The organism is Gordonibacter sp. 28C, assembly GCF_003339845.1.
Lineage (GTDB): Bacteria > Actinomycetota > Coriobacteriia > Coriobacteriales > Eggerthellaceae > Gordonibacter.
Genome location: NZ_PPTR01000003.1, coordinates 348,389 through 370,971, shown reverse-complemented (window position 1 = coordinate 370,971; position 22,583 = coordinate 348,389). Strand labels below are relative to the sequence as shown.

22 protein-coding genes are annotated in these 22,583 nt (G+C 66.2%); 18 read left to right on the top strand and 4 right to left on the bottom strand.

Annotated elements, in window-relative coordinates; genetic code table 11:
• Positions 1-40: 40 nt before the first annotated feature.
• Positions 41-2,893 (bottom strand): LamG-like jellyroll fold domain-containing protein, encoded by a 2,853-nt coding sequence (locus tag C1878_RS05780; protein WP_114600734.1) that lies wholly within the window; start codon positions 2,891-2,893, stop codon positions 41-43.
• 222 nt (positions 2,894-3,115) lie between these two features.
• On the opposite strand from C1878_RS05780, the gene C1878_RS05775 reads away from it, so the two are divergent.
• Entirely contained in the window at positions 3,116-3,343 is a 228-nt protein-coding gene (locus C1878_RS05775) for a type II toxin-antitoxin system Phd/YefM family antitoxin (protein ID WP_114600733.1), read from the top strand.
• Positions 3,328-3,747 (top strand): PIN domain-containing protein, encoded by a 420-nt coding sequence (locus tag C1878_RS05770; protein ID WP_114600732.1) that lies wholly within the window; start codon positions 3,328-3,330, stop codon positions 3,745-3,747. The genes C1878_RS05775 and C1878_RS05770 overlap by 16 nt, the downstream gene beginning before the upstream one ends.
• Positions 3,748-3,880: 133 nt before the next feature.
• Here the strand turns inward: C1878_RS05770 and bfr are convergent, their stop codons facing one another.
• A complete protein-coding gene (gene bfr / locus C1878_RS05765) occupies positions 3,881-4,345 on the bottom strand; it encodes a bacterioferritin (RefSeq protein WP_080144799.1) in 465 nt (154 codons plus the stop codon).
• A gap of 71 nt (positions 4,346-4,416) precedes the next feature.
• Positions 4,417-6,168 (bottom strand): LuxR C-terminal-related transcriptional regulator, encoded by a 1,752-nt coding sequence (locus C1878_RS05760; RefSeq protein WP_158539739.1) that lies wholly within the window; start codon positions 6,166-6,168, stop codon positions 4,417-4,419.
• A 329-nt stretch (positions 6,169-6,497) separates the two neighbouring features.
• Between C1878_RS05760 and C1878_RS16550 the strand changes: the two genes are divergently transcribed.
• From C1878_RS16550 to C1878_RS05685, 16 genes are all read left to right on the top strand, one after another.
• Positions 6,498-6,866 carry a hypothetical protein gene (locus tag C1878_RS16550; protein WP_158539738.1) on the top strand — a complete coding sequence of 123 codons (369 nt, stop codon included), beginning with the start codon at positions 6,498-6,500 and terminating at the stop codon, positions 6,864-6,866.
• An 80-nt stretch (positions 6,867-6,946) separates the two neighbouring features.
• Positions 6,947-8,086, top strand: a complete 1,140-nt coding sequence (locus C1878_RS16545; RefSeq protein ID WP_158539737.1) for a hypothetical protein — start codon at positions 6,947-6,949, stop codon at positions 8,084-8,086.
• 390 nt (positions 8,087-8,476) lie between these two features.
• On the top strand, positions 8,477-10,816 hold the full coding sequence (locus tag C1878_RS05750; RefSeq protein WP_114600729.1) for a molybdopterin-dependent oxidoreductase: 2,340 nt from the start codon (positions 8,477-8,479) through the stop codon (positions 10,814-10,816).
• 15 nt (positions 10,817-10,831) lie between these two features.
• Entirely contained in the window at positions 10,832-11,191 is a 360-nt protein-coding gene (locus C1878_RS05745; RefSeq protein WP_114600728.1) for an oxidoreductase, read from the top strand.
• 61 nt (positions 11,192-11,252) lie between these two features.
• The gene (locus tag C1878_RS05740; protein ID WP_080144805.1) at positions 11,253-11,471 is read left to right on the top strand and encodes a hypothetical protein; all 219 of its coding nucleotides are present in this window, start codon (positions 11,253-11,255) and stop codon (positions 11,469-11,471) included.
• 65 nt (positions 11,472-11,536) lie between these two features.
• Positions 11,537-11,761, top strand: coding sequence for a hypothetical protein (locus C1878_RS05735; RefSeq protein ID WP_114600727.1), 225 nt, complete (start codon positions 11,537-11,539; stop codon positions 11,759-11,761).
• Between the two features lie 158 nt (positions 11,762-11,919).
• Complete coding sequence (locus C1878_RS05730) at positions 11,920-13,197, top strand: CynX/NimT family MFS transporter (protein ID WP_158539736.1); 1,278 nt, start codon at positions 11,920-11,922, stop codon at positions 13,195-13,197.
• A 349-nt stretch (positions 13,198-13,546) separates the two neighbouring features.
• Positions 13,547-14,347, top strand: a complete 801-nt coding sequence (locus C1878_RS05725; RefSeq protein WP_114600725.1) for a YebC/PmpR family DNA-binding transcriptional regulator — start codon at positions 13,547-13,549, stop codon at positions 14,345-14,347.
• Between the two features lie 187 nt (positions 14,348-14,534).
• Positions 14,535-15,065 (top strand): crossover junction endodeoxyribonuclease RuvC, encoded by a 531-nt coding sequence (gene ruvC, locus C1878_RS05720; protein WP_114600724.1) that lies wholly within the window; start codon positions 14,535-14,537, stop codon positions 15,063-15,065.
• The gene (gene ruvA, locus C1878_RS05715; protein ID WP_114600723.1) at positions 15,062-15,661 is read left to right on the top strand and encodes a Holliday junction branch migration protein RuvA; all 600 of its coding nucleotides are present in this window, start codon (positions 15,062-15,064) and stop codon (positions 15,659-15,661) included. Before ruvC ends, ruvA begins: the two co-directional genes overlap by 4 nt.
• Positions 15,662-15,720: 59 nt before the next feature.
• Positions 15,721-16,788, top strand: a complete 1,068-nt coding sequence (gene ruvB, locus C1878_RS05710; protein WP_114600722.1) for a Holliday junction branch migration DNA helicase RuvB — start codon at positions 15,721-15,723, stop codon at positions 16,786-16,788.
• 49 nt (positions 16,789-16,837) lie between these two features.
• A complete protein-coding gene (locus tag C1878_RS05705; protein WP_114600721.1) occupies positions 16,838-17,317 on the top strand; it encodes a hypothetical protein in 480 nt (159 codons plus the stop codon).
• Positions 17,318-17,445: 128 nt separating this feature from the next.
• Positions 17,446-18,741 carry a Bcr/CflA family efflux MFS transporter gene (locus C1878_RS05700; RefSeq protein ID WP_114600720.1) on the top strand — a complete coding sequence of 432 codons (1,296 nt, stop codon included), beginning with the start codon at positions 17,446-17,448 and terminating at the stop codon, positions 18,739-18,741.
• A 193-nt stretch (positions 18,742-18,934) separates the two neighbouring features.
• Entirely contained in the window at positions 18,935-19,138 is a 204-nt protein-coding gene (locus C1878_RS05695; protein ID WP_102375198.1) for a cold-shock protein, read from the top strand.
• A 182-nt stretch (positions 19,139-19,320) separates the two neighbouring features.
• Positions 19,321-20,679: a sensor histidine kinase gene (locus C1878_RS05690; RefSeq protein ID WP_158539735.1), complete on the top strand. Its 1,359-nt coding sequence runs from the start codon at positions 19,321-19,323 to the stop codon at positions 20,677-20,679.
• Positions 20,676-21,470, top strand: a complete 795-nt coding sequence (locus tag C1878_RS05685; protein ID WP_114600718.1) for a response regulator — start codon at positions 20,676-20,678, stop codon at positions 21,468-21,470. The genes C1878_RS05690 and C1878_RS05685 overlap by 4 nt, the downstream gene beginning before the upstream one ends.
• Here the strand turns inward: C1878_RS05685 and queA are convergent.
• Entirely contained in the window at positions 21,467-22,546 is a 1,080-nt protein-coding gene (gene queA, locus C1878_RS05680; RefSeq protein ID WP_114600717.1) for a tRNA preQ1(34) S-adenosylmethionine ribosyltransferase-isomerase QueA, read from the bottom strand. The genes C1878_RS05685 and queA overlap by 4 nt on opposite strands.
• Positions 22,547-22,583 lie beyond the last annotated feature (37 nt).

The following is a 22,583-nucleotide window of genomic DNA, read 5'->3' as shown; positions in this document are numbered from 1 at the left end:
GGCGGGGCATCTGGGGCCCTGCGGTCGAAGCACGCCGGACTTACAGGGAGTCCTCGTCGTGGAACTCGCCCTTGAGGAAGCTGCGCGCCACGCAGACGGCCGCGCCGGCAGCTGCCGCCATGCCCACCAGCGCGCCCCCGAGGTCGAGGGGGTCGCCCGTCTTCGCCAGCTTCGAGCCGCCGGACGAGATGGGGAATACCTCGGGCTTGCCCGAACCGCCGCCGGTGCCCGAACCGCCGCCGGTGCCCGTGCCGCCGGGGTTGGGCGTCGGCGTGGGCACGGGGTCGGGCGTGGGGTCCGGATCGGGGTCCGGGTCCGGGTCGGGCTTGGGGTCGGGGTCCGGGTCAGGGTCGGGATCGGGGCCCGGGTCGACGATGGCGGCCCCGACCGGCACGGCCATCGAGGCTTGCGAGTAGCCGGCGCGGTAGGCCACCGTGTAGTCGCCCTCTTCGGCGGGGATGAAAGAGTACAGCGTGGCGCCTGCCGCGGCTGCGAGCATCTGGGCCCCCTCGGGCACCGAGGTGATGTAGAGGCCCACGGGGTTGCCGGCGGGATCGGTGACGCTCGGCACGACCTCGAGGGAGGCGCCGTTCGCGGCGGTGGCGGTTGCCAGCGCGATGATGCAAACCGCCCCTGCCGTGGGCGAGCCGAACTCTTCCACGTCGGGAAGCTCGATGGCGGCGGGGGCGCATGCCAGGTAGCTCGTCGCAACGTCTTCGGCGGTTGCCACGGTGCCGTGCGTCAGCTTGGCGAACGCCACCTTCGCGGCGCTGAACGCCTGGGGATTGCCGTAGCCGTCGATGTCGGCGCCGATGAACCAGCGGTAGGGCGACGAGCTCGGCGGGGCTATGGGCCCCGAGGCGGCCGTTTCTCCGGCCAGCACGCCGTCCTGGTATATCTTGATGGCGGTGCCGTCGTACGTGGCGGTGATGTGCGTCCACGTGCCCGGCTCGACCGGGGCCGACACGCTCGTCGTGCCGTCGGTGAAGTAGTAATGCAGGAGTCCGTCGGGATAGTACTCGAGCCACTGGCCGCCGCCCTGCCCGCACGAGAAGACGTCGTTGTAGCCCGAGCTGGGCTTCCTGGTGAACTGCAGCAGTATCTCGGCGGTGGTGGAGGTGGCCAGCTTGGTGAAGTCCGCGGATGCGAAATCGTAGCCGAACGCGTCGGTGGATCCGTTGAACACGGCGACCTGCTTGCCGAAGTCCTCCACCAACTCGAACGCGGGGCTGCCGAACGCGGTGACGGCGTGGGGCTCGTCGGACGAGTCCTCGGCCGAGCCCGTCGAGAAGTCGACCGACAGAAGGGGCGTGGCCGGCGCGACCTCCTGGCCCGCAGTGGTGAAGATGACCTCGCCCACGAGCGTCTCCTTCTCCCAGGGGTTGCGGGCGTAGGCCTTCAGGCTGTAGGCGCTTTCAGGGGCGAGCTTCGCGCCGAACAGCGGCCGCGTGAACTCGGCGGGCTGGTTGACCGGCGCCTTGTAGTAATCGGACATGTAGCAGGCGTTGTACACCTCGGCGCCCTGCGCGTCCACCACGACGATGCGGTAGGCCATCACCACGTCGTCGGCCAGCCCCGAGGCGTCGGGCTTCACCTTGTCGGCGGTGATGGTGAACGACGCGCCGGTCTGCGTGATGGAATCGGTCGGGATGCGCACGGCGGCGCCCTGCTCCAGCACGGGCGGCTTGCTGGCGGCCCCCATGGCCTCGTGCGTGTAGGTCCACGTGGACTTGTCGGACACCTTGAACGTCCAGGGGCGGCCGAGGTAGGATCCGCGGCGGAAGTCCATGCGGCGGATGGTGACCTCGTGCCCGTTGGCCGGGTCGACCTCCACGAGAAGGCACTGGCTCGCGTCGTAGCCGCTGGCCGGGTGCCCGCCGGTGGATCCGTTCTCGTCGTAGCCGTCGGCCTTCGCGCCGCCGCGCATCCAGAAGTTGTTGCCGAACGTCGCGGTCTGCACGAGCGTGAACCCGTCGAGGTCCTGGAAGATGGAGCGCGGGTCCTCCTCGGGAATGTGCGTGTGCCCCGAGAAGTGGATGAGCTGCGGGTAGCTGGCCTTGAGCTCGTTGTAGAACGTCTTGGAGTTGCGGTCGTCGGAGGGTCCGAAGTCGCCTATCCAGCCGGCGTTGAACGACGTGGGAGAGTACCACACGGTGTCGGGGAAGGGATGGTGCGTCATGAAGAAGATGGGCTTGGTGCCGGTGGGGTCGTCGGCCGCCGCCGCGGCTATCTCTCGTTTCATCCAGTCGAGGCGCGAGATCTGGGTGGATCCGTCGTCGTCGTACATGGTGTCGCCGTACCAGTAACCGTGCCCGCAGCTGGCGGCGATCACGTGGTAGCCGCCGACGGTCGTGTGCACGTTGAACTTGCCCTCCTTGTCGCCGCCCGGCTTCTGCGGGGCTCCCTCGCAGGTCAGTTGCGACAGAAAGCTTTTGAAGTTCGTCACCGCGTTGCCGCCGAGTGCGTTGCCGCCCACGCCGTACTCGTGGTTGCCCATGACGAACAGCGCCGGCTTCTTGATGGCGGCGTTGGCGCCGGCCAACAGCGCGGCGTACTCGCCGGTGGTGCCCGCGTTCACCGAGTCGCCGTCGAACACGTGGGCGGCGCAGTCGGGCACGGCCTGGTAGATGGTGTCGAAGGCGTAGGGCAGCTTCTGCTCGACGTCGCAGCCGGTGTAGTGCGTGTCGCTGTGCACCGTGAAGCGCACCTTGTTGCCGGAGAGCGTCGGCCACTGCGGCTGGTCGGGCCGCGTGAACGTGGCGTTCGCCTCTTGGTCGGGGAACACGAGCATGCCGCCCGCCACGCTCACGCCCGCCACGGCGGCCAGTTTGAGGAACGCGCGGCGCGTCACGCCGAACGTTCCTCGATCGTATGCGGTTTCGAGGGGTTCCATGATGTCCTTTCGGTCGATTGCGCGCCTATCGTATGCGTGCAAGGTAAAGGACGGGCAAGGCGGAGGTCATGCGCGCGCAAGGATCGTGTAAGGATTGCGGCAGGCGTGCGGCGTGGCGTCGAGCGCCCGCCGAGACGCCCGCACCCTGGCGCGGTTGTTGTTCGATACCTACTATGATATTGTACGATAAAGAAAAAGGAATCGTACGAAAGAGGAAAAGCCATGATGGTAACCGCGACGGAATTGAAGTCGAACCTGGGGCATTACCTCGACGCAGCGCAGCACGAGGATGTCCTCATCAGCAAGAACGGTCGTACGATCGCGAAGCTGACCAGCCCCTACGCAGAACGCTCGGACGCGATGAAGTCGCTGTTCGGCATACTTCCCCCTACCGCCTCCGTGGACGAGGCGCGTGCGATACGGGCGGAGGAGAAATGGGCGCTCTCGTAGACACCAACGTGGTGATCGACGCCCTCGCCGACCGAGGAGAATGGGCGGACGATGCGAAGAGCTTGCTTTTTCTGGCATCCCAGGGAAAGGCCCACCTTGCCGTTTCGGGGAGCACCCTCACCGACATCTACTACCTGGTGAACCGCTATGTCTACCACGACAAGGCGCGCAGTCTGCAAGTGGTGAGCATCCTGCTCGACTCCCTTTCGGTGGCGGACGTGGGTTTTGGCGAATGCCTGCGAGGAGCGCATTCGGGCATCCGCGATTTCGAGGATGCCGTGGTGGCGGAAGCCGCCCGCCGAGCAGGCCTCGACTACATCGTCACGCGAAACGAGCGCGACTATCGGGGGAGCGAGGTGCCCGTCATCTCGCCGGGGGCTTACCTGAAGAAGCTTTTGGGATAGGGATCCTTCGGGCTGGAGGATCCAAGGCGGTTGCCGTGTCCCGCTCGCGAAAAAGGCCGGTGCCGGACGGGGTTCTCCCGACCGGCACCGGCCTTCGATTCGCCGAGTTTGCGGGCGCGCGAACTCGTTGCCGCTAGTTCTGCGTGGAGAGGAACGTGGGCAGCGTCATCTGCTCGATCTGGTCCTGCAGCTCCTCCAGCTCGTCGAGGTGCTTGTCCTCGTCGCGCAGGATGCCTTCGAGCACGTCGCGCGTGGCGTAGTCCAGCACCTTGCCTGCCAGCACGATGGCCTCGTTGTACATCTTGATGGCGGTTAGCTCGGAGGCGTGGTCGTTGTCCACCTGCTGCGGGATGGTGGAGCCGATATGGATGTCGTCCAGGTTCGACACGATGGGCGTGCCTTCCAAAAACAGGATGCGCTCGATGAGGCGCTCCGCATGCTTCATCTCGGTGATCGAACGCGTCTTGAAGTTCTTGCTCAGGCGCTCGTAGCCCCAATCCTCGGCCATTTCCGCGTGCACCATGTACTGGTTGATGGCGGCTAGCTCGCTGGCCAGCAGGTCGTTCAGCGAGTCGATGAGTTCGGGATTTCCTTTCACGGTGGTGCTCCTTCCATTGGAGGTTCTCGTCTTGCAAGATTGTAGGGCGCTGCGTTCGAGGCGACGCCGTTTTATCGATACCGTAGGCGTTCCGTGGCCGTTTCGACATCTGCGACCTGCGCCTCGCCGATCGCGTCGGTCGGGCGTGCCCGTGTCGGGTCGCCGGCGCCGCGCGCATTGTTCCCGCCGTCGGTTTTCGGCGCCTGGTCAAGCAGGGTCGCCTTGCTTCGCGGGGGCGCACCCGCCGCGCGTATCTCTTCGGGCGACACCGACTCCACCAGGTCGATGAGCTCCTGTTTGGAGTGTATGTCCAGCCTGCAGTAGATGTTGTAGATATGCGTCTTGGTGGTGGCTTTGGAGATGCAGAACGTCTCCTCGATGAACTTGGCGTCGCGCCCCTTCGCCAGCAGCTCGAAGATCTCGGTCTGCCGGGGGGACAGGTCGTACTTCTTGCATACGTAGGCTACTTTGAAGCGCCATGCGCCCCCGCGGCCGCCCGGTTCCCCGACCGGGCCGGTCTGCCGGTCCGGTCGCCCTTCGTCGGAGGGTTTCTCGTCGGCGGCGGCGAGGGGCTCGCGGTCTCCGGCGGGGCTCGTCTCGTCCTCTATGCACAGGATGCGGTCGAACAGATCCGACGTGGGGTAGGCGCCCTTGTTCATGAACGTTTGGGCGAACACGTTGAACAGGACCACCAGGATGCAGACCGCGAGCAGCACCGGGGAGTCCAGCCCGTTCGAAACGCCTCCGAAGGCGCAGATCAGCCCTGCCGCCACGCCTCCGCCGACGAACGCCTCCTCGCCCATGTACCAGGCGGGGTTCAGCTCCTCGAAGCGGATGAACTCGACGCTTGCGTTTATCACGATGATGATCTGTATGGAGGCTATGAGCATCAGGAACATCAAGCAAGCGTACTTTCCCACGGTGGGCAGGGGGAACAGCGGCAGGGCTCCGAGCGCGACCGTGAGGGCCAAATGGTCCTTCGAGTAGCGCTCGAGCGCGTAGTCCCGTTTCTCGTGGAACGCGAGCAAGACGAAGCCGGCCAGCGCCACGGGCACGACGAAGAGGGCGGCGGGGGCAAGGGTGCCCAACGCGCCGTACTCCATGAGGTCGTGGCGCTGCGTGCACACGAGGCCGAGCGCGAAGCCGAAGTCCAGGCCGATGGTCGTGTACGTCCATCGGTCCGCGCTGGCCGTCATCGCCCGCTTCCTGGACTCCGCCCCGCTGACGGACATGAGCTCCTCGTTGACGCCCGTCTTGTTGGCCCTAAGCAGAATCCACGACAGGATGGCCAGGCTGCTGGAAACCGCCGTCACCTCGAGGTTCGAAAGCTTCATCATCGAGAACAGGCCCGTGGCTATGATGGCGCACACGAACGCCATCGAGATGAGCGACACCAGCAGGATGTGCGAGAACTCGCACATCCGCAGGCACCACCGAAAGCTCGTGCAGACGATGCCGACGGCGACGAGGGGCAGGGCCCACGTCGCGCCGATCCCGAAGAGCAAAGGGCAGGCGCACGTTCCCACGACGGAGGCGACGACGATGATCAGCTTGCCGCGGGACGACATGAAGAACGTGCACTTCCACTTCAGCACCAGCAGCGAGGCGAAGGCCGACAGCGCGAGCACGACCAGGTAGGGCACCTCGATGCCGAGCAGCGCGAAGCGCCCGTCGGAAAGCGACGAGTCGAACAGCAGAAGGAAAACCGCCAGTATCATCAGCGACAGGCTGACGAAGCCGCCGAGAAACGACAGCAATCCCTCTTCCCTTTTCTGGATGTCTCCTACGATGGTCGCGCTCCCGCCCTTGCCCTCGGCATTCATCGTTCTTCCTCCCCCCGATAAAAGAACAATCATGTAAAGAGAAGCTATCGCAAACAAGCCTCGGGCGTGTAAGGCATGCGGTATGAATCTCGACGGTTTGAAGCCTGCCGCCGGGCGCATTCAACCTTCGTGCCCGATGGAAAAATCTACGCAAAGAGGACACGCTGGTATTGTATCGGCGGGCTCGCTATGCGTAGGTGGCCCGGCTCGCAACGGTGCCCGATCGTTACCATCGCACCGGCCGCGGCGACGCCCGAGGCGTCCGCGGCTGCGGGAAGCGCGCGAGAGGGCCGTTCGCTGCCGTTTCGTTCGGAGGAAGGGGACTGGCCATGTGCATGCACTGCAGCCAGATGTGCGACAAGTGCAAGCCGGCGGAAAGGAAGGCCTTCGTGTGCGGCGCGTGCGGGAAGGCGACGATCCTTTCCCGCGGCGACTGCCTGTACGCCCTGGGGTATTGGAAGGCGCCGAAGCCGAAGGCCGGACACGCTCCGGACGACGGGGCGGCCAGCCGCTTCTCCTGCCGGCACTGCGGGGCCGATCTGGCCGACGCCGTGCGCGAGGTCGTCCGCCCTCAGCCGTGCCGGTACAGCGGAATCGTGTGCGCCTATCCGTGCGGCAGGCGCGACAGGCCGCGCGGCGGCGCGGACGCGCCTTGCAGGAAGCAGGTTCTGGCGAAGAGGCACGAGGGGGCGGGCTAGCGCCTCGATCGGGCCGGTGCCGGCTTGCATCGGCTCTGAAGGTTCGAAAAAACCGTTTTTCGTCGAGGAGAGGAAGGGCTATGATTCAGGAAAAGTACGGAGACTACGAGCTGCGCTCCTACGATCGAGTGACGCTGACGCTGCCGGATTTCACGGTGTCGGAGCAGGACGTGGCTGCGGAGATGGAGCGCATCGCCGCCCGGCACGCCACCAACGTCACCGTCGACCCGCATCCCGTGCGCGCGGACGACCTGGTTCTCATGAACATCAAGACCATGGAGGGGGACAACCCGTTTCCCGGGCTGACCCACGACAACGTGGACGTGCAGCTCGGCGTGGGGTCGCTGCCCGAGGAGGCCGAGGTCGCCCTGCTGGGGCACGAGGTGGGCGACGTCGTGGAGGCGCGGTTCCCGTACGTCGACTACTCCCAGGTCGCCTCCGAGCGAGAGGCGCCGGCCGACGGCGGTTGCGGCGCGGGCGAGGCGGGCGAGCCCGAGACGGTGGAGCTGGTGGCCCGGATGGAGGTGCTGGCGCTTCGCCGGTTCGTCACGCCCGAGATCACCGACGCGTGGGTGGCGAAGAACATCGCCCTTTCCAACACGGTGGACGAGTTCCGCGAGAAGACCGCGAGCAGGCTGCTCAAAGAGCGTCGCCGCGAATACGCCAACAACGTCGAGTACCTCGTCATGGGCGAGATCGGGAAACGCCTCAAGGGGGAGCTTCCCGCCGAGGTCGTGAGCCAGGTGACCAAGCAGATGATGCGCGAGTTCGACCGCTTCCTCGAGCAGTACGAGCTGGACCGCGCGGCGTACCTGGCCATCCAGGGGCTCGACGACGTCGCCTTCGCCGAGCAGATCGACCGGGACGCCCGCGACCGCGTGACGCAGGACATAGCGCTCGCCTCGTGGGCCACTCGCTTCGGCATCGAACTCAACGACGACGACATCGACTTCATGTTCGGCGAGCCCACGCCCGAAAGGACGTACGAGGCCCGGGTGGAGGCCGAGCAGTCGGGCCGCATCGACACGTTCAAGGATCTGGCGCTGCGTGCGAAAGTAGCCGAGATCGTCACCCGCGACGCGCTCTTCCTGACCCCCGACGGGGCGGAGGACAAGGGCTTCAAGCACGAGATCGAGGCGAAGTACCGCAAGCAGCAGATGGTTCGCGCCCACGCGACGTCCGACCCCATGTTGAAGCCGCCCCTGGTGCCCATGCGGTGAGCCGGCGGCCTCCCTTCCGCCTTCGGGGCGCTTCGCCCCGCACCGTTTGTAAAGAGCCGGAGCCCACAGCGGGCTTCGGCTCTTTTTCATGCCCACACACGCCGTGCCGCCCCATCGCGTCCCCGGCGGCCGCCCGCTCGACCTGCGAGGGCGCGCCTTGTTGAGGGGCGGTGCAAGCCCCGCCCCTACGGGGAGGCCACGGCCCGAAAGCGCCGCACCGGTCTCATACCAGCGGTTTTAGACAAGGGTATGACCAGATAAATTACTACTTTTTACTTGATGGGTAAACGACGCCCAGCAGTATATGGTGAGCGAAATCGACCCGGACGATCAGGGCCGAAAGCATGCGGATGACCGCATGGAGGGAATGACGAGGAAGAGGAGTGTGAGATGGAGAAGCAGTTTGACCATGAGTGGCAAACGCCGCAGCCTGATGGCTCGACTATCTTCAGGACCTGTGCTTGGTCCCCTCCGGGAGACCACCCGGTTGGATGCGGTGTCGAGCTGCACGTGAAGGACGGCAAGCTCGTCCACGTGGAGGGCGACGAGACCCACCCGATCACGCAGGGCCGCCTGTGCCCCCGGTGCCTGGCCCTGAAAGACTACACCTACGATCCCAAGCGCATCGTCCACCCGATGAAGCGCGACCCCGCGAAGCGCGGCCAGTCCGACGCCTGGGAGCAGATCACGTGGGACGAAGCCTACGAGATCATCCAGGAGAAGGTCGCCGACATCGAGCAGAAGTACGGGCGCGAGGCCATCGTCGTGTACGGCGGCACCGGCCGCGAAGCGTGCATGTTCTACTACCCGGTGGCCTTCTCGGTGCTGAACACCCCGAACCTGTGCTACGCGCAGTCCGGCTGGTCCTGCTACGGCCCGCGTTCCTCCGTGGCCGACTACATCCTGGGCGCCGGCTATCCCGAGATCGACACGGGCTACTTCCCCGACCGCATGGACAACCCGGAGTACGAGCTCACCGAGGTGGCCGTGTGCTGGGGCAAGATGCCCCTCTGGTCCAACGGCGACGGCTTCTTCGGCCACTCGCTCATCGACATGATGAAGCGCGGCACGAAGATCATCTGCATCGACCCGCGCGTCACCTGGCTCGGCTCCCGCAAGGGCAACATGACCCTGCAGCTGAAGCCCGGCACCGACGCCTCGCTGGCGCTCGGCATCCTGAACGTCATCATCAACGAGGACCTCTACGACCACGACTTCGTCGATAACTGGTGCTACGGCTTCGACGAGCTGGCCGAGCGCGTGAACGAGTACCCCCTGGAGCTCGTGGAGAAGCAGACGTGGGTCCCTGCCGAGGAGATCCGCACCGCCGCCCGCGTCATGGCGAACGCGCACCCCATGTGCATCCTGTGGGGCCTGGCCATCGACCAGAACAAGAACGGCGTGCAGGCCGGCCACGCCATCCTGTCCATCATGGCCATCACCGGCAACATCGACGTGCCCGGCGGCCTGACGGTGGGCGATCCCTCCGTGCGCCTGGGCCACTGGTGCACCGACTCCCGCCAGTACCTGTCCGACGAGATCTGGGAGAAGCGCATCGGCGTGGACAAGTGGCCGGCGTTCGCCGCGACCATGGCGTCCACCCATCCGGACGAGACGCTCGAGACGCTCGAGACGGGCATCCCCTACGCCCCGAAGATGGCTTGGATCAACTCCTCCAACTTCGTGTCCGCCACCTGCTCCGATCAGAACCAGCGCTGGTACAAGGCGCTTCTGCCCATGGAGTTCACGGTCGCAAGCGATCTGTACATGAACCCCACCATCGAGGGTTTGGCCGACCTGTTCCTTCCCATGAGCACGTTCGCCGAGCATGACGGTTTCGTCATCCCGTACTACATGTCGAACAACGTGTGGCTGGGCTGCATGGCCAAGGCGTTCAGCACGGGCGACACGAAGTCCGACCTCGAGATCTGCTACGAGGTGGGTCGCCGCGTCACGCCGCATGCCAACTGGTCCAAGTACAACGACGTCACGGAGTGGCTGGACGAGCAGCTCGACGACGAGCCGCTGCTGCCGTTCACGTGGGACGAGTTCAAGGAAATGGGCGTGTACTTCCCGCCGATGACCTATCGCAAGTACGAGAAGGGCATGCTCCGCAACGACGGCGAGCCCGGCTTCAACACCGTCTCCGGCAAGTTCGAACTCTACTCGGTGCTCTACGACGCCTGGGGCGAGGATCCCATGCCGTACTACGAGGAGCCCACGTACTCCCAGGTGTCCAAGCCCGAGCTGGCCGAGGAGTACCCGCTCATGGCCACCTCCGGCGCCCGCGTGTCCGCGTTCTTCCACTCCGAACATCGCCAGATCGCCAAGCTGCGCGCGCTGAACCCCGATCCGGAGGTCGAGATCAACCCCGTCACCGCCGCCAAGTACGGTATTCAGAGCGGCGACTGGGTGCAGGTGTACAACATGTTCGGCAAGGGCAACTGGCGCGCCCGCGTCACCCCGACGATCGATGAGCGCACCATCCACTGCCAGCACGGTTGGTGGTTCCCCGAGGAGGACGGCGACGCCCCGAACCTCTACGGCGTGTTCAAGTCGAACTTCAACCTGCTCGTTCCCCACTTCAACGTCGGCAACCTCGGCTTCGGCTGCCCGGCGAAGGGCATCATGGCCAACATCCGCAAGGTCGCCAGCCTGGAGGACCAGAACGAGGAGAACTACAAGCAGGTTCCCCCGGTTCTCATCGAGAACCACGGCCGCATTTACTAGAAAGGGGTGGGAAAGATGGCTGATTACAGCAACTACGGTCTTCTGATCGATTACAAGTACTGCGACAACTGCGGCTCGTGCGTGGTCGCCTGTCAGGAAGAGAAGGGCCTCGCCGCCGACCAGTACGGCATCAAGGTCTTCGAGAAGGGCCCGTGGAAGAAAGACGACGCCACGATGGAGGACGGTTGGGACTGGGACTACATCCCCGTGCCCACGGACCGCTGCGACCTGTGCGCCAGCCGTCTCGACGCCGGCAAGAAGCCGATGTGCGTGAAGCACTGCCTGACGTTCTGCATGGACTACGGCCCGCTCGACGAACTCGCCAAGAAGGCCGCCGGTCTGGGCGAGAAGGTCGCCATCTTCAAGGTTCACTAGCAGTTGCCCGGCTGCGCCTGAAAAACGGGCGCAGCCCCACTTCAGACCAAGGGGGTATCACATGGATCGCGACGCTATTTTCAACATGTCGATGCAAGAGCGCATCGAGTACTTTAACGGCCGTCTGGCCGGCGGCGAGTCCTACGAGGACATCCTCGCCAGCGTGGGCCTGACGAAGAAGGAAGCCGGCCAGTCCGAGCCTTACGGCCTCGGGTTGATCAAGCTCGGCAACGAGGTGAAGCCCAAGCCCGGTCGCGGCGAGAACGGGTTCGCCTGGTAGGCAGGTGTCGTCTAGGTGAGGCCGGGCCATCGCGCTTTCGGCCCGGCCCGTGAAAGGATGTGCGTATGTGTTTCAGACCAGCAGCGGCAGAATCGGTGCCCGTATGCCCGCATTGCGGCGAGAAGGTGCCCATCATGGGCGGCGTGGTGCTGAAGAAGTGCCCGCATTGCAAGGGGGACATGCCCGAGATCTCCGCCGCAGGCGCTCCGTCGGGGGCTCCGGGCGCGCCCAAGGCGCCGGGGGCGCCCCAAGCGCCCGGCGCTCCGAAGGCTCCGGGCGCGCCGAAGTAGTTTTTTAGGGCGGCGCGGGCTCCAGGGGGGAGCCGGGCCCGCACCGCGATCCGTCAAAGTGGCAGATGCCGCTGTATCCCGCACACGAAGGACTTCGCCCGCCGCGAGCCGGCGGCGCGCGGACGCGTGCGTCTGCCATTCACTTGAGAGGGGTTGAAATGGTAGAAGATAGCAAGGGAAAGGCGAAAACGCCGAAGGGAGCTTGGGTGGTCATGCTCTCGGTGTTCCTGGCCGGTATCGTGATGGCCTTCGCGCAGTACAAGGTAACCGGCGTCTTGGCCTCGCCCGATCCCACCGCTCCTTCGATCGCCCGCGACCTGGCGCTCGACAACGCCACGGCGGGCTGGCTCATGAGCCTGTTCACGCTGGTGGGCATATTCCTGGCCTTCCCGGCGGTGGCCATCATCAAGAAGTGGGGCATCAAGGTGGGCGGCCTGGTGGCGCTCGTGTTCGCCGTCGTGGGCGGCGTCATCGGCGTGTTCGCCGACAGCGCCACGGCCATCATCATCGCCCGCATCATCGAGGGCTTCGGCCTGGGCTTCATCGGCGTCATCGCCCCCTCGGCGATCGCCATGTGGTTTCCCATCGAGAAGCGCGGCGCTCCCATGGGCATCTGGAGCTCGTGGCAGATGTGGGGCATCTGCGCCTCGTTCTTCTTCGGCATTCCCATCACGAACGCCTTCGGCGACGCGTTCGGCTACGCGTGGAAGAACCTGTGGATCGTCGGCATCGTGCTGCTGATCATCTCCATCGTCATCTACGCGTTGTTCGTGAAGGTGCCGCCTGCGGGCGAGAACCACGCCGACCTCAACGACGAGACCGGCGGCAAGGTGAGCATCTTCGCCGCCTGCAAGTACAAGAACGCCTGGATCATGGCCCTGGCCGGCTTCGCGTTCGGCATCTCCAACTCCACGGTCATCGCTTGGATCTCGCCGTTCTGGCAGGCGTCCGGCACGGCCGACGCCATCATGGCCAACAACATGACCGGCGCGATGTACCTCATCGAATGCATCGGCTGCATCGTTTTCGGTTTCATATTGAATGCCATCACGAAGCGCCGTAAGTTCATGGTCATCAACTCGCTCATCTGGGCCGTGGCGTTCTTCCTCATGTTCCGCGTGTCCGGCATACCCGGCGCGATCATCATGCTGGTGGTGTACTCGGTCGTGGAGTCGGGCTATTGCGCGGCCATGTGGACGCTCTGTCCCCAGGCCGTGCCCGATGCCCGCGCCGGCGCCTCGATGGTTGCCATGTTCACCGTGGCGGTCGACCTGGGCATGATGCTGGGCTCGCCGCTGGGCGGCATGTTCATCGACGCGTTCGCCGGCGAGTTCGGCGCTTTGGCCTACATGGTGTGCGGTGCCCAGCTCGTGGCCACGGTTTGCTACGCCTTGGTGAAGATGTACGACGCCAAGGGGGTCGCACAGAACATCTAGCCCTTTCCGTGCAGCCTGTGCAGGGCCCCGTGCGCCGGGACCCTGCACGGAGCGGGAGGCCGGCGGGGCGGGGCCGCGTCCGCGGCAGGGCGTTTCCATCCCTTGCCGACGGCATCCCGCGGCGCGCGCAATCCGCGTACAGGATGCTCCCGCATTGGGCCGCCTACCCCCTGAGGCGGTCCAATGCGGGAGCATTCGCGCGCAGCCCCTTCGTTGCCTCTCGCCGGGCGGCGACGGGGGTCTCCGCCCGCCCCTGCGTTTTTTGAAGACCGTGAGATGAGGGAACGGGGCGTTTGACGGGTGTGCTAGAATACACCGTTGGTATTGCTGTATTTGGAAGGGACCGCATATGTCTGGGCATTCAAAGTGGGCTACAACGAAACACCGCAAGGCGGCGCAGGACGCGAAGCGCTCCGCCTTGTTCTCTAAGCTGTCGCGCATCATCACGGTGGCGGCGAAGGAGGGCGGCGACCCGAACCCCGAGAACAACGCGTCGCTTGCGGCCGCCATCGAGAAGGCCAAGGGCTACTCCCTGCCTAAAGACAAGATCAAAACCGCCATCGACAAGGCGTTCGGCTCCGGCAAGGACGCCGCGAACTACGAGACGGTCGTCTACGAGGGCTACGGCCCGGCCGGCATCGCCGTGTACTGCGAGGCGCTGACCGACAACCGCAACCGCACCGCGGCCGACGTGCGCAGCGCGTTCTCGCATGCGGGCGGCAGCTTGGGCACGTCCGGCTCCGTGGCGTTCCAGTTCGAGCGCAAGGGCCAGATCATGGTGCCCAAGGAGGTCGAGACCGGCGACAAGAAGAACCCCGTGAAGCCGAACGGCGCCGCGGCCGACGAGGAGGAGTTCATGCTCGCCGTGGCCGAGGCCGGCGGCGACGACTACGAGGACGCCGAGGACGAGTGGATCGTCTACACCGGCCCCACCGACCTCATGGCCGTGAAGAAGGCTCTCGAGGATGCCGGCACCGAGACGAAGGGCGCCGAGCTCACCATGATCCCCACCACGCCCACCCAGGTGAGCGTGTCCGATGCGAAGAAGGTCATGCGCCTGATCGACAACCTCGAGGAGCTCGAGGACCTGCAGAACGTCTACCACGTCATGGACATCACCGACGAGATCGCCGAGGCGCTCGACGAGTAACGGGCCCGCCCTTCCGCCGCGCTTCTGAAGCCGCCGTCGAGCATCGCGCTCGCGGGCTCGGCAAACGGCACGCGGCGAGTTTGCAAAGACAATAGAGAAGACGCGCTTTCGAGCGCGTCTTTTTTCGTGGGCCCTCAGTTTTGTGATACTATACAAGCGAACATTCGTTTGCGAAGAAATGAGGACGATGGCGCGCACCGAACGAACGATACTCGGCATCGACCCGGGGCTGGCGAACACGGGCTGGGGCATCGTGACCCAGAGCGGACCGCGCCTGTCCTGCGTGGCCTACGGGTGCATCTCCACGCCGGCCTCCGCGCCGCTGGCGCGCCGGCTGGGCAAGATCCACGAGCAGATGGCCGCCGTCATCGCGCGCTTCGAGCCCACCTGCGTGGGCATCGAGACGGTGTGGTTCGGCGTGAACACGCAGAGCGCCTTCGCCACCGGCCAGGCGCGCGGCGCCGCGCTCGTGGCATGCGCCGAGGGCGACCTGGACGTGGGGGAGTTCTCGCCGAGCCAGATCAAGCTCGCGGTGGTGGGCGCCGGCTCCGCCGACAAGGACCAGGTGCAGTACATGGTGCGCCAGCTGCTGGCGCTGGAGGCCGTGCCGAGCCCCGACCACGCGGCCGACGCGCTCGCGGCCGCCATATGCTATACGACCCACGAGGGCTTCGCGGCCGCGGCCGCCGCAGCCGCAACGCAAGGAGGCGCGCGATGATCGCGTTTTTGAAGGGAAGGCTCGCGGGCAAGACCGCCACCGCCGCGTTCGTCGACGTGAACGGCGTGGGCTACGCCGTGGGCATGTCGCAGGCGAGCCTGGCGAAGCTGCCGGAAGCGGGCGCGCCCGTGGAGGTCCACACCTACCTGCAGGTGCGCGAGGATGCCGTCGCGCTGTACGGATTCCTGTCGATCGAGGAGAAGGCCCTGTTCGAGAGGCTCATCGGCGTGAGCGGAGTGGGGCCGAAGGTGGCGTTGGCCGCGCTTTCGGTGTTCACGCCGCAGGCGCTCGTGTCGGCCATCGCCGCGCAGGACGTGACCGGCGTGTCGAAGATCCCCGGCGTGGGCAAGAAGACGGCCTCGCGCATCATCTTGGAGTTGAAGGGGTCGCTCGACCAGGGCCTCGCGGGGCTGTTCGACGAGGCGGAAGCCCCGTCCGCGCAGGCCGACGAGCGGCTTCGGGGCGCGCGCGAGGCGCTGCTGTCCATGGGGTTCACGTCGGCGGAGGCCGACCTGGCCCTCAAGGGCGCGCCCGAAGGCGCGGCGGAGGGCGCCCTTTTGCAGTACGCCCTCAAACGGTTGGGAGGCGAACGCTGATGCGCGCGGGAACCTGTGGTACCTTGGTAGGCGACGGCAACGCGCGAGGATAGGCGGCTATGGAACGCAGCGACATAGAGATCGAGGGCTTGGGCTACGTTGCCGACGGTGTGGATGCGGCGGTCGAGCGGCCGCGCGTCGTGGCGGCCGAGCTCACGGAGGACGATCTCGCCCTCGACCGAAGCCTGCGCCCGAAGCGCCTGGGCGACTACCTGGGCCAGACGAAGGTGAAGGAGTCGCTCGCCATCCTCATCGAGGCGGCCCGGGCGCGCGGCGACGTGGTGGACCACATCCTGTTCTCGGGCCCCCCCGGCCTGGGCAAGACGACGCTCGCCACCGTGGTGGCCAACGAGCTGGGCGCGAGCATCCGCACCACGAGCGGCCCCGCCATCGAGCGCACGGGAGATTTGGCCGCCATCCTCACGAACCTCGAGGAAGGCGACGTGCTGTTCATCGACGAGATACACCGTTTGAACCGCATGGTGGAAGAGGTGCTCTACCCCGCGCTCGAGGACTTCGCGCTCGACATCGTGGTGGGGAAGGGGCCGGCCGCGCGCTCCATCAGGCTCGACCTGCCGCACTTCACGCTCGTCGGCGCCACGACCCGCACGGGGCTGCTCACGGGCCCCCTGCGCGACCGCTTCGGCATCTCGTTCCGCTTGGCGTACTACACGCCCGAGGAACTGGCCTCCATCGTGCGGCGCTCGGCGTCCATCTTGGGCATCGACATCGCCGAGGACGGCGCGCTGGAGATAGCGCGCCGCAGCCGCGGCACCCCGCGTCTGGCGAACCGCCTGCTCAAGCGCGTGCGAGACTGGGCCCAGGTGCGCGGCGACGGACGCATCGACGAGGATGTGGCCGCGCAGGCTCTGAGCTTCTTCGAGGTGGACGCGCTCGGGCTAGACGCCGTGGACAACCGCATCCTGGAGCTTTTGGCCGTGCAGTTCGGCGGCCGCCCCGTGGGGCTCACGACGCTCGCCTCGGCTCTGTCGGAAGACCCCGACTCGCTCGAGGACGTTTACGAGCCGTTTCTCATGCAGCAGGGCCTCATGGTTCGCACGCCGAAGGGCCGCCAGGCGACGCCCCGGGCCTACGAGCATTTGGGCATGCAGGCGCCGTCGGCCTGAAAACGAACGCTTCGTGCGGCAAGCGCACGGAAGAGATTGGAGCCGGAACATGCTCGAACAGGATTACCTCATGCGCATACTGCTGCAATTCGCGGAGATACTGCGGCGCAGCTGGATCAGGGCACGGGACGATCGCGATCCGAAGGCTGCGGCGGACATGCTGGAGGACGCCGTGGGCGAGGCCACCGACATCGACGGCGGCACGCTGCTGTCCCTGGCACCGGAGTCCATGGCCTCCATCCTGCAGGTTTCGGGCACCGACCCGCGCGTCATCGAGTACGTGGCGCGCAGCCTCATGCTGGCGTCCCTGTACCTGCGCGAAGCGGGCGAGGACGCCCTTTCCGACCTGCGCCTCGCGCAGGCGCGCTCGCTGGGCGATGCCTACGGGCTCGACCTGCCCGACGACCCGGCCGACATGCCCGGCCTGCTGGACGAGTTCGAAGGTGCCGAGGAGGCCATCATCGACATAGCTTCCGCCGATGCTCCCGCCGGCCCCGACGCAAGGGTTTCGGAGCGCTCGGCCGAGTAGCGTTTTGTTAGATGATGGTGACTATATGGTGATCGGCGGATTGCGGCCCCATTCGAATTCATTCCGCTAGAGTAATCGCCTCGTAATCCCGTTTCGGGTCGCCTTCGGAACCTAGAAGGAATCTGGCAATGAAAAAGAATATGCAGCAATGGCTCGTCCGGCCTCAAAGCAAGCTCGGACCGATGGGACTCGTCGTCCTCCTCGTCACTGCGAGTCTGGTGACGCCCCTCTCGCTCGACATGTACACGCCTGCCGTGCCCCATATGACGGAGCACTTCAACGCCACCGCCGGCGCCGTGAACCTCACGCTTGTGGGTTACTTCCTGTTCTTCGCCGTGGGCCTGTTGGTGTTCGGCCCTCTGAGCGACCGCTACGGCCGCCGTCCCGTGCTGTTGGCGGGTGTGGCGGTGTACACGGCCGCCAGCGGGCTGTGCGCGTTGGCGCTCGACATAGAGATGCTCATCGCGTTCCGCATCGTGCAGGCGCTGGGCGCGGGCGCCGCGAGCGCCGTGTCCACCGCCGTGGTGAAAGACGCCTTCAAGGCGGAGAAACGCGAGGCCATCCTGTCTGTCGTGCAGGTCATGTTCGTGGTAGGGCCCGTGCTGTCCCCGGTGCTGGGCGCCCTCATCTTGCAGGTGTTCGATTGGCGCATGACGTTCTGCGCCCTGGGCGCCGTGGGCGTGTTCTGCTGCGCGCTCGCGGTTCTGTTCGACGAGACGCTCCCGCAGGAGGAGCGCTACCGCGGCACCGTGCTCGGCAGCGTCGGGCAGCTGGGGGCCGTGGCGCGCAACAAGGGCTTCTCTTCGTTCTTGGGCATCGTGGGGCTGTACAACCTGCCCTTCATGGCCTATATCGCCGTGGGGTCTTACGTCTACATCTCGTTCTTCGGCCTGAGCGAACTCGAGTACAGCGCGTTCTTCGCGGTGGCCGCTCTGCTGACCGCCGCCGGTCCCTTCATCTGGCTCAAAGCGTCCAAGCATGTGAGCGCCCGCCGCTTCACCGGCATCCTTCTGGCCGCAGCCCTGCTCTCGGGCGTTGCGATGCTCGTCGTGGGCGAGCTCTCGCCGGTGCTGTTCTGCGTCACGTTCCTCGTGTTCGCCCTCACGGAGGCATGCGTGCGCCCCTACAGCACGAACATCCTGCTGTCCCAGCAGGAAGGGGACACCGGCGCGGCGTCGTCGCTCATCAACTTCACCCACACCGCCATCGGTTGCGTGGGCATGCTGTTGGCGGTTCTACCGTGGTCGAGCTACGTTTTCGGCATCGGCGTGCTCATCGTGGCGTCCATGGCGGCGGCTGTCGTCGGCTGGGCGGTTTTGCTGAAATCGCGCGTCCCGCTCAAGGGCATCAAGGACGGATCGCCGTCGGCGCGGCTGCAAGCTCAGGCTCCCGTGGGGGCCGAGCCCCAGCGTTCGGCTCGTTAGCGCGTCTCCCTCGAAGTTGAACCGGCCAACCTAACGAAACGGTAAAAAAACCGGCTAAACCGGGAATCCCGACTCTTTTCGGCTTTGGATAGCGTATAGTAGTCATGTGCTCTCGAGGTGAGGGCGAGTGCTGCCGCCATGCAGCATGCAGTGTTGCCTCCCTGAGGATCAGGGAGAGGAAAGAGGATTTAAAATGGCAGAAGGTACCGTGAAGTGGTTCAACCCCGAAAAAGGCTATGGGTTCATCTCCCAGAACGACGGCGAGGATCTCTTCGTCCACTTCTCTGAGATCAAGATGGACGGGTTCAAGACGCTCGACGAAGGCGCTGCGGTGCAGTTCGACGTGACGACTGGCCAGAACGGCAAGCTCCAGGCCAGCAACGTGACGAAGGCGTAAGCAAACCTCACAAAAACATGCCGAAATGGCCCCGCGAGCGCGGGGTCATTTTTTTGTCTTCGACCTGCGCAGCGGGGAAAGCGCCGAGGGGACGGCAGCCAGCGCGTTGCCGTGTCTTGCGCGAACCCGTCGGGTCAGCCCTTTGCTATAATCGCGCTGTCGTGGACCGGAGGAGGCGGCGGATGGCGCTGGGCACGGTTAGCTACATCAACGTGATGCTCGAGACGTTCGGCGGCGTGCTGTCGCTCGTGCTGGCCGTGTGCCTGCTGGTGGTGCGGCGGCCGGAAAGCCGGCTGCATCTGCTGGCGGTGGCGGCGTTCGCGTGCGGAGGCTGCGCGCAATTGGCCGACGCGGTCGCCTGGCTCGTGGAGGGCAACCCCGATCCTGTCATAGGCGCCGTCATGCGCGTGGCAGTGTTCCTCTCGTTCGCGTTCGACTTCGCCCAGCTCGCGGTGCTCGCCCAGTACATCGCCACGTATCTGATGCAGCGCGATCGGCGCGTGCCGCCGTTCATGGCGTGGCTCGGTTGGGGGGCCGCGGCCGTCATGATGGGCCTCATGGTGCTCAACGCGTTCGTCCCCGTTTTCTACACGTTCGATGCGAGCAACGTCTACCTTGAGGGCGGGTTGTGGGCCGTGCTCTCGGAGGGCGTCATGGTGGTGTTCCTGGCGGTGGGCGTGGCATGCATAGTGCGCAGCCGCAAGAGCCTGGAATCATACGCGCTCGCCGTGCTGTCGACCAGCTTGGGCGTCATGCTGGCAGCCTACGCGGCGCAGCTGTTCGCGGGCGGCATCATGCTGACCTATCTGGCGGTCACGCTCGCCACGGTGTTGCTGTACTTGGGCGTGCAGATGGAGCAGGCGCATGCGTTCCAAGAGCAACGGCTGGCGCTCGAGCGCAGCCGCACCGATCTCATGGTCAGCCAGATCCAGCCCCACTTCCTGTACAATGTGCTCACGGTCATCCACGATCTCGTGGACGTGGACGCCCATGAGGCGCAGAAGGCCATCCGCGAGTTCTCCGCGTACCTGCGGGCGAACATGGACGCGCTGGCCCAGGCCGAGCCCGTTCCCTTCGCGCAGGAACTCGACCACGTGCGCACGTACGTGGCGTTGGAGCAGCGGCGCTTCGGCGACCGTTTGCGCTGGAACGAGGACGTGCGCACGACGGCGTTCTCGGTGCCGGCGCTCACGGTGCAGCCGCTCGTGGAGAACGCGGTGCGCCACGGCGTGACGAAGCTCAAGGGCGGCGGGACGGTTCGCCTTTCGGCGCGTGCGACGCCCGACGGCTTCGAGGTGAGCGTGGCCGACGACGGCCCGGGTTTCGATGCGGACGCGCCGCAGGCCGACGACGGGCGCTCGCACGTGGGCTTGGCGAGCGTGCGCGAGCGCATCGACCGCATGTGCGGCGGGACGTTGGACGTGCGAAGCGCGCCCGGTTCGGGCACGACGGTGACGGTGCGCGTGCCGAAGGATGCTCGCGGACCCTGCGGTGGCAGCCCCGCGGCGGGGCCGGTTGGAAGCGAAAGGGCGGACGGATGAGGATACTGGCGGTCGACGACGAGCAGCCCGCGCTGCGTGCCCTCGAGAAGGCCATTCGCGAAGCGGCGCCGACGGCGCAGGTCGTGTGCTGCCTCGATCCCGACGAGGCCCTCGACGTCGCGCGGGCGGAACCCTTCGACGCGGCGTTCCTCGATGTGGAAACCGGTTCGTTCGGCGGCATCGAGCTCGCGCGCCGCCTGAAGGAGGCAGACGCCCGCATGGGCATCGTGTTCGCCACGGCCTATTCGCAGTACGCGGTTGAGGCGTTCTCGTTGCATGCGTCGGGCTACGTGCTGAAGCCCGTGTCCTCGGAGGACGTTGCCTGCGAGCTGAGGAACCTGCGTGCGGCACCGCAACCGCCCGCTTGCGGGCGCGTGGTCGTCAAGACGTTCGGCAACTTCGAGGTGCTCTGCGACGGGCGTCCGGTTACGTTTCCGCGCAGCAAGGCCAAGGAGCTCATGGCCTACCTCGTTCACAAGCGGGGCAGCAGCTGCGCCGTGCGCGAGCTGGCGTCGGTGCTGTTCGAGGACCGCCCCTACACGCTGTCCGTGCAGCGCCAGATGCAGACGATCATCGCCGCCATGATGAAGGCCCTGCGGGCCGTGGGCGCCGAGCACGTGGTGGTGAAGAACTACAACAGCCTGTCCGTGGACGTCGACGCCGTCGACTGCGATTACTACCGCTTCCTTGCGGGCGACGCCTCGGCGGTGAACGCCTACACGGGCGAGTACCTGGCGAACTACAGCTGGGCCGAGTTCGTGGTGGGCTACTTGGATCGGAAGGCGCGCTAGGCGATGAACATGGCGTCGCCGAACGAGAGCAGGCGGTAGCGCTCGGCGATGGCGTGCCGGTAGGCGGCCATGATGTGCTCGCGCGACGAGAACGCGCTCACCAGCATCATGAGCGTGGATCGCGGCACGTGGAAGTTCGTGACAAGCGCGTCCACCACGTGGAACTCCGATCCCGGCAGCAGGTAGAGCGACGTGGCCTCGCGCTCGCGCGGCGTGACGGCGCCGACCTCGGCGTCCCAGGCGCTCTCCAGGCTGCGCACGCTCGTGGTGCCAACGGCCACCACGCGGCCGCCGCGCTCGCGCGTCTCGGCGATGGCGTCCACCGTGCGCTCGGGCACCGTGTAGAGCTCGGTGTGGATGGTGTGCTGCGCAGGATCGTCCTCGTCCACGATGCGGAACGTGTCCAGGCCCACTTCCAGCTCCACGGTTTCCCAGCGCACGCCCTGCTCGCGCAGGCGCTCGATGAGCTGGGGGGTGAAGTGCAGGCCCGCCGTGGGCGCGGCGGCCGAGCTCTCGCGGCGGGAGTACACCGTCTGGTACAGCTCCTCGTCGCCGGCGTAGTCCTTGATGTAGGGCGGAAGCGGCGTGTGGCCCACGGCGTGCAACGCCTCGTCGAGCGAGGGCAGCTCGGTGGTGAGGCGCGCCAGGCGCTCGCCTCTCTGGGCGTCCTCCGCCCAGTCGACGATCTCGGCCGACAGCGCCACGTTGCCCGCGGCGTCCGCAAAATCGACCACGGCGCCGGTGCCGGGCTTGAGGCGCTTGCCGGGGCGCACGAGCACTTCCCACAGCGCGCTTCGGTTCTCGGTGGGCGTGCCGTGCTGGCGCAGCAGGAACACTTCGGCCGCACCGCCGGTGCCGCGCTTCGCACCCAGCAGGCGCGCGGGCATGACGCGCGTCTCGTTCGCCACCAGCAGGTCGCCCGGGCGCAGGTAGTCGGCGATATCGCGGAAGACGCGATCCTCCAGCGCGCCGGTTGCGCGGTCCATGACCAGCAGGCGGCACCCGTCGCGCTCGGCGGCGGGCTCCTGCGCGATCAGTTCGGGGGGAAGGTCGTAGTCGAAGTCTGAGGTTTTCATGCGTGCGCGTCCTTTGGGCGGTTTGTTCGAGGGATGT

Coding starts and splice junctions, on each gene's coding strand:
- C1878_RS05775 (WP_114600733.1), top strand. CDS start 3,116: ATGATGGTAACCGCGACGGAATTGAAGTCGAACCTGGGGCATTACCTC.
- C1878_RS05700 (WP_114600720.1), top strand. CDS start 17,446: ATGAAAAAGAATATGCAGCAATGGCTCGTCCGGCCTCAAAGCAAGCTC.
- C1878_RS05705 (WP_114600721.1), top strand. CDS start 16,838: ATGCTCGAACAGGATTACCTCATGCGCATACTGCTGCAATTCGCGGAG.
- C1878_RS05740 (WP_080144805.1), top strand. CDS start 11,253: ATGGATCGCGACGCTATTTTCAACATGTCGATGCAAGAGCGCATCGAG.
- C1878_RS05730 (WP_158539736.1), top strand. CDS start 11,920: ATGGTAGAAGATAGCAAGGGAAAGGCGAAAACGCCGAAGGGAGCTTGG.
- C1878_RS05685 (WP_114600718.1), top strand. CDS start 20,676: ATGAGGATACTGGCGGTCGACGACGAGCAGCCCGCGCTGCGTGCCCTC.
- ruvA (WP_114600723.1), top strand. CDS start 15,062: ATGATCGCGTTTTTGAAGGGAAGGCTCGCGGGCAAGACCGCCACCGCC.
- C1878_RS05780 (WP_114600734.1), bottom strand. CDS start 2,893: ATGGAACCCCTCGAAACCGCATACGATCGAGGAACGTTCGGCGTGACG.
- C1878_RS16550 (WP_158539738.1), top strand. CDS start 6,498: ATGTGCATGCACTGCAGCCAGATGTGCGACAAGTGCAAGCCGGCGGAA.
- queA (WP_114600717.1), bottom strand. CDS start 22,546: ATGAAAACCTCAGACTTCGACTACGACCTTCCCCCCGAACTGATCGCG.
- C1878_RS05770 (WP_114600732.1), top strand. CDS start 3,328: ATGGGCGCTCTCGTAGACACCAACGTGGTGATCGACGCCCTCGCCGAC.
- ruvC (WP_114600724.1), top strand. CDS start 14,535: ATGGCGCGCACCGAACGAACGATACTCGGCATCGACCCGGGGCTGGCG.
- C1878_RS05725 (WP_114600725.1), top strand. CDS start 13,547: ATGTCTGGGCATTCAAAGTGGGCTACAACGAAACACCGCAAGGCGGCG.
- C1878_RS05695 (WP_102375198.1), top strand. CDS start 18,935: ATGGCAGAAGGTACCGTGAAGTGGTTCAACCCCGAAAAAGGCTATGGG.
- ruvB (WP_114600722.1), top strand. CDS start 15,721: ATGGAACGCAGCGACATAGAGATCGAGGGCTTGGGCTACGTTGCCGAC.
- C1878_RS16545 (WP_158539737.1), top strand. CDS start 6,947: ATGATTCAGGAAAAGTACGGAGACTACGAGCTGCGCTCCTACGATCGA.
- C1878_RS05745 (WP_114600728.1), top strand. CDS start 10,832: ATGGCTGATTACAGCAACTACGGTCTTCTGATCGATTACAAGTACTGC.
- C1878_RS05760 (WP_158539739.1), bottom strand. CDS start 6,168: ATGAATGCCGAGGGCAAGGGCGGGAGCGCGACCATCGTAGGAGACATC.
- C1878_RS05735 (WP_114600727.1), top strand. CDS start 11,537: ATGTGTTTCAGACCAGCAGCGGCAGAATCGGTGCCCGTATGCCCGCAT.
- C1878_RS05690 (WP_158539735.1), top strand. CDS start 19,321: ATGGCGCTGGGCACGGTTAGCTACATCAACGTGATGCTCGAGACGTTC.
- C1878_RS05750 (WP_114600729.1), top strand. CDS start 8,477: ATGGAGAAGCAGTTTGACCATGAGTGGCAAACGCCGCAGCCTGATGGC.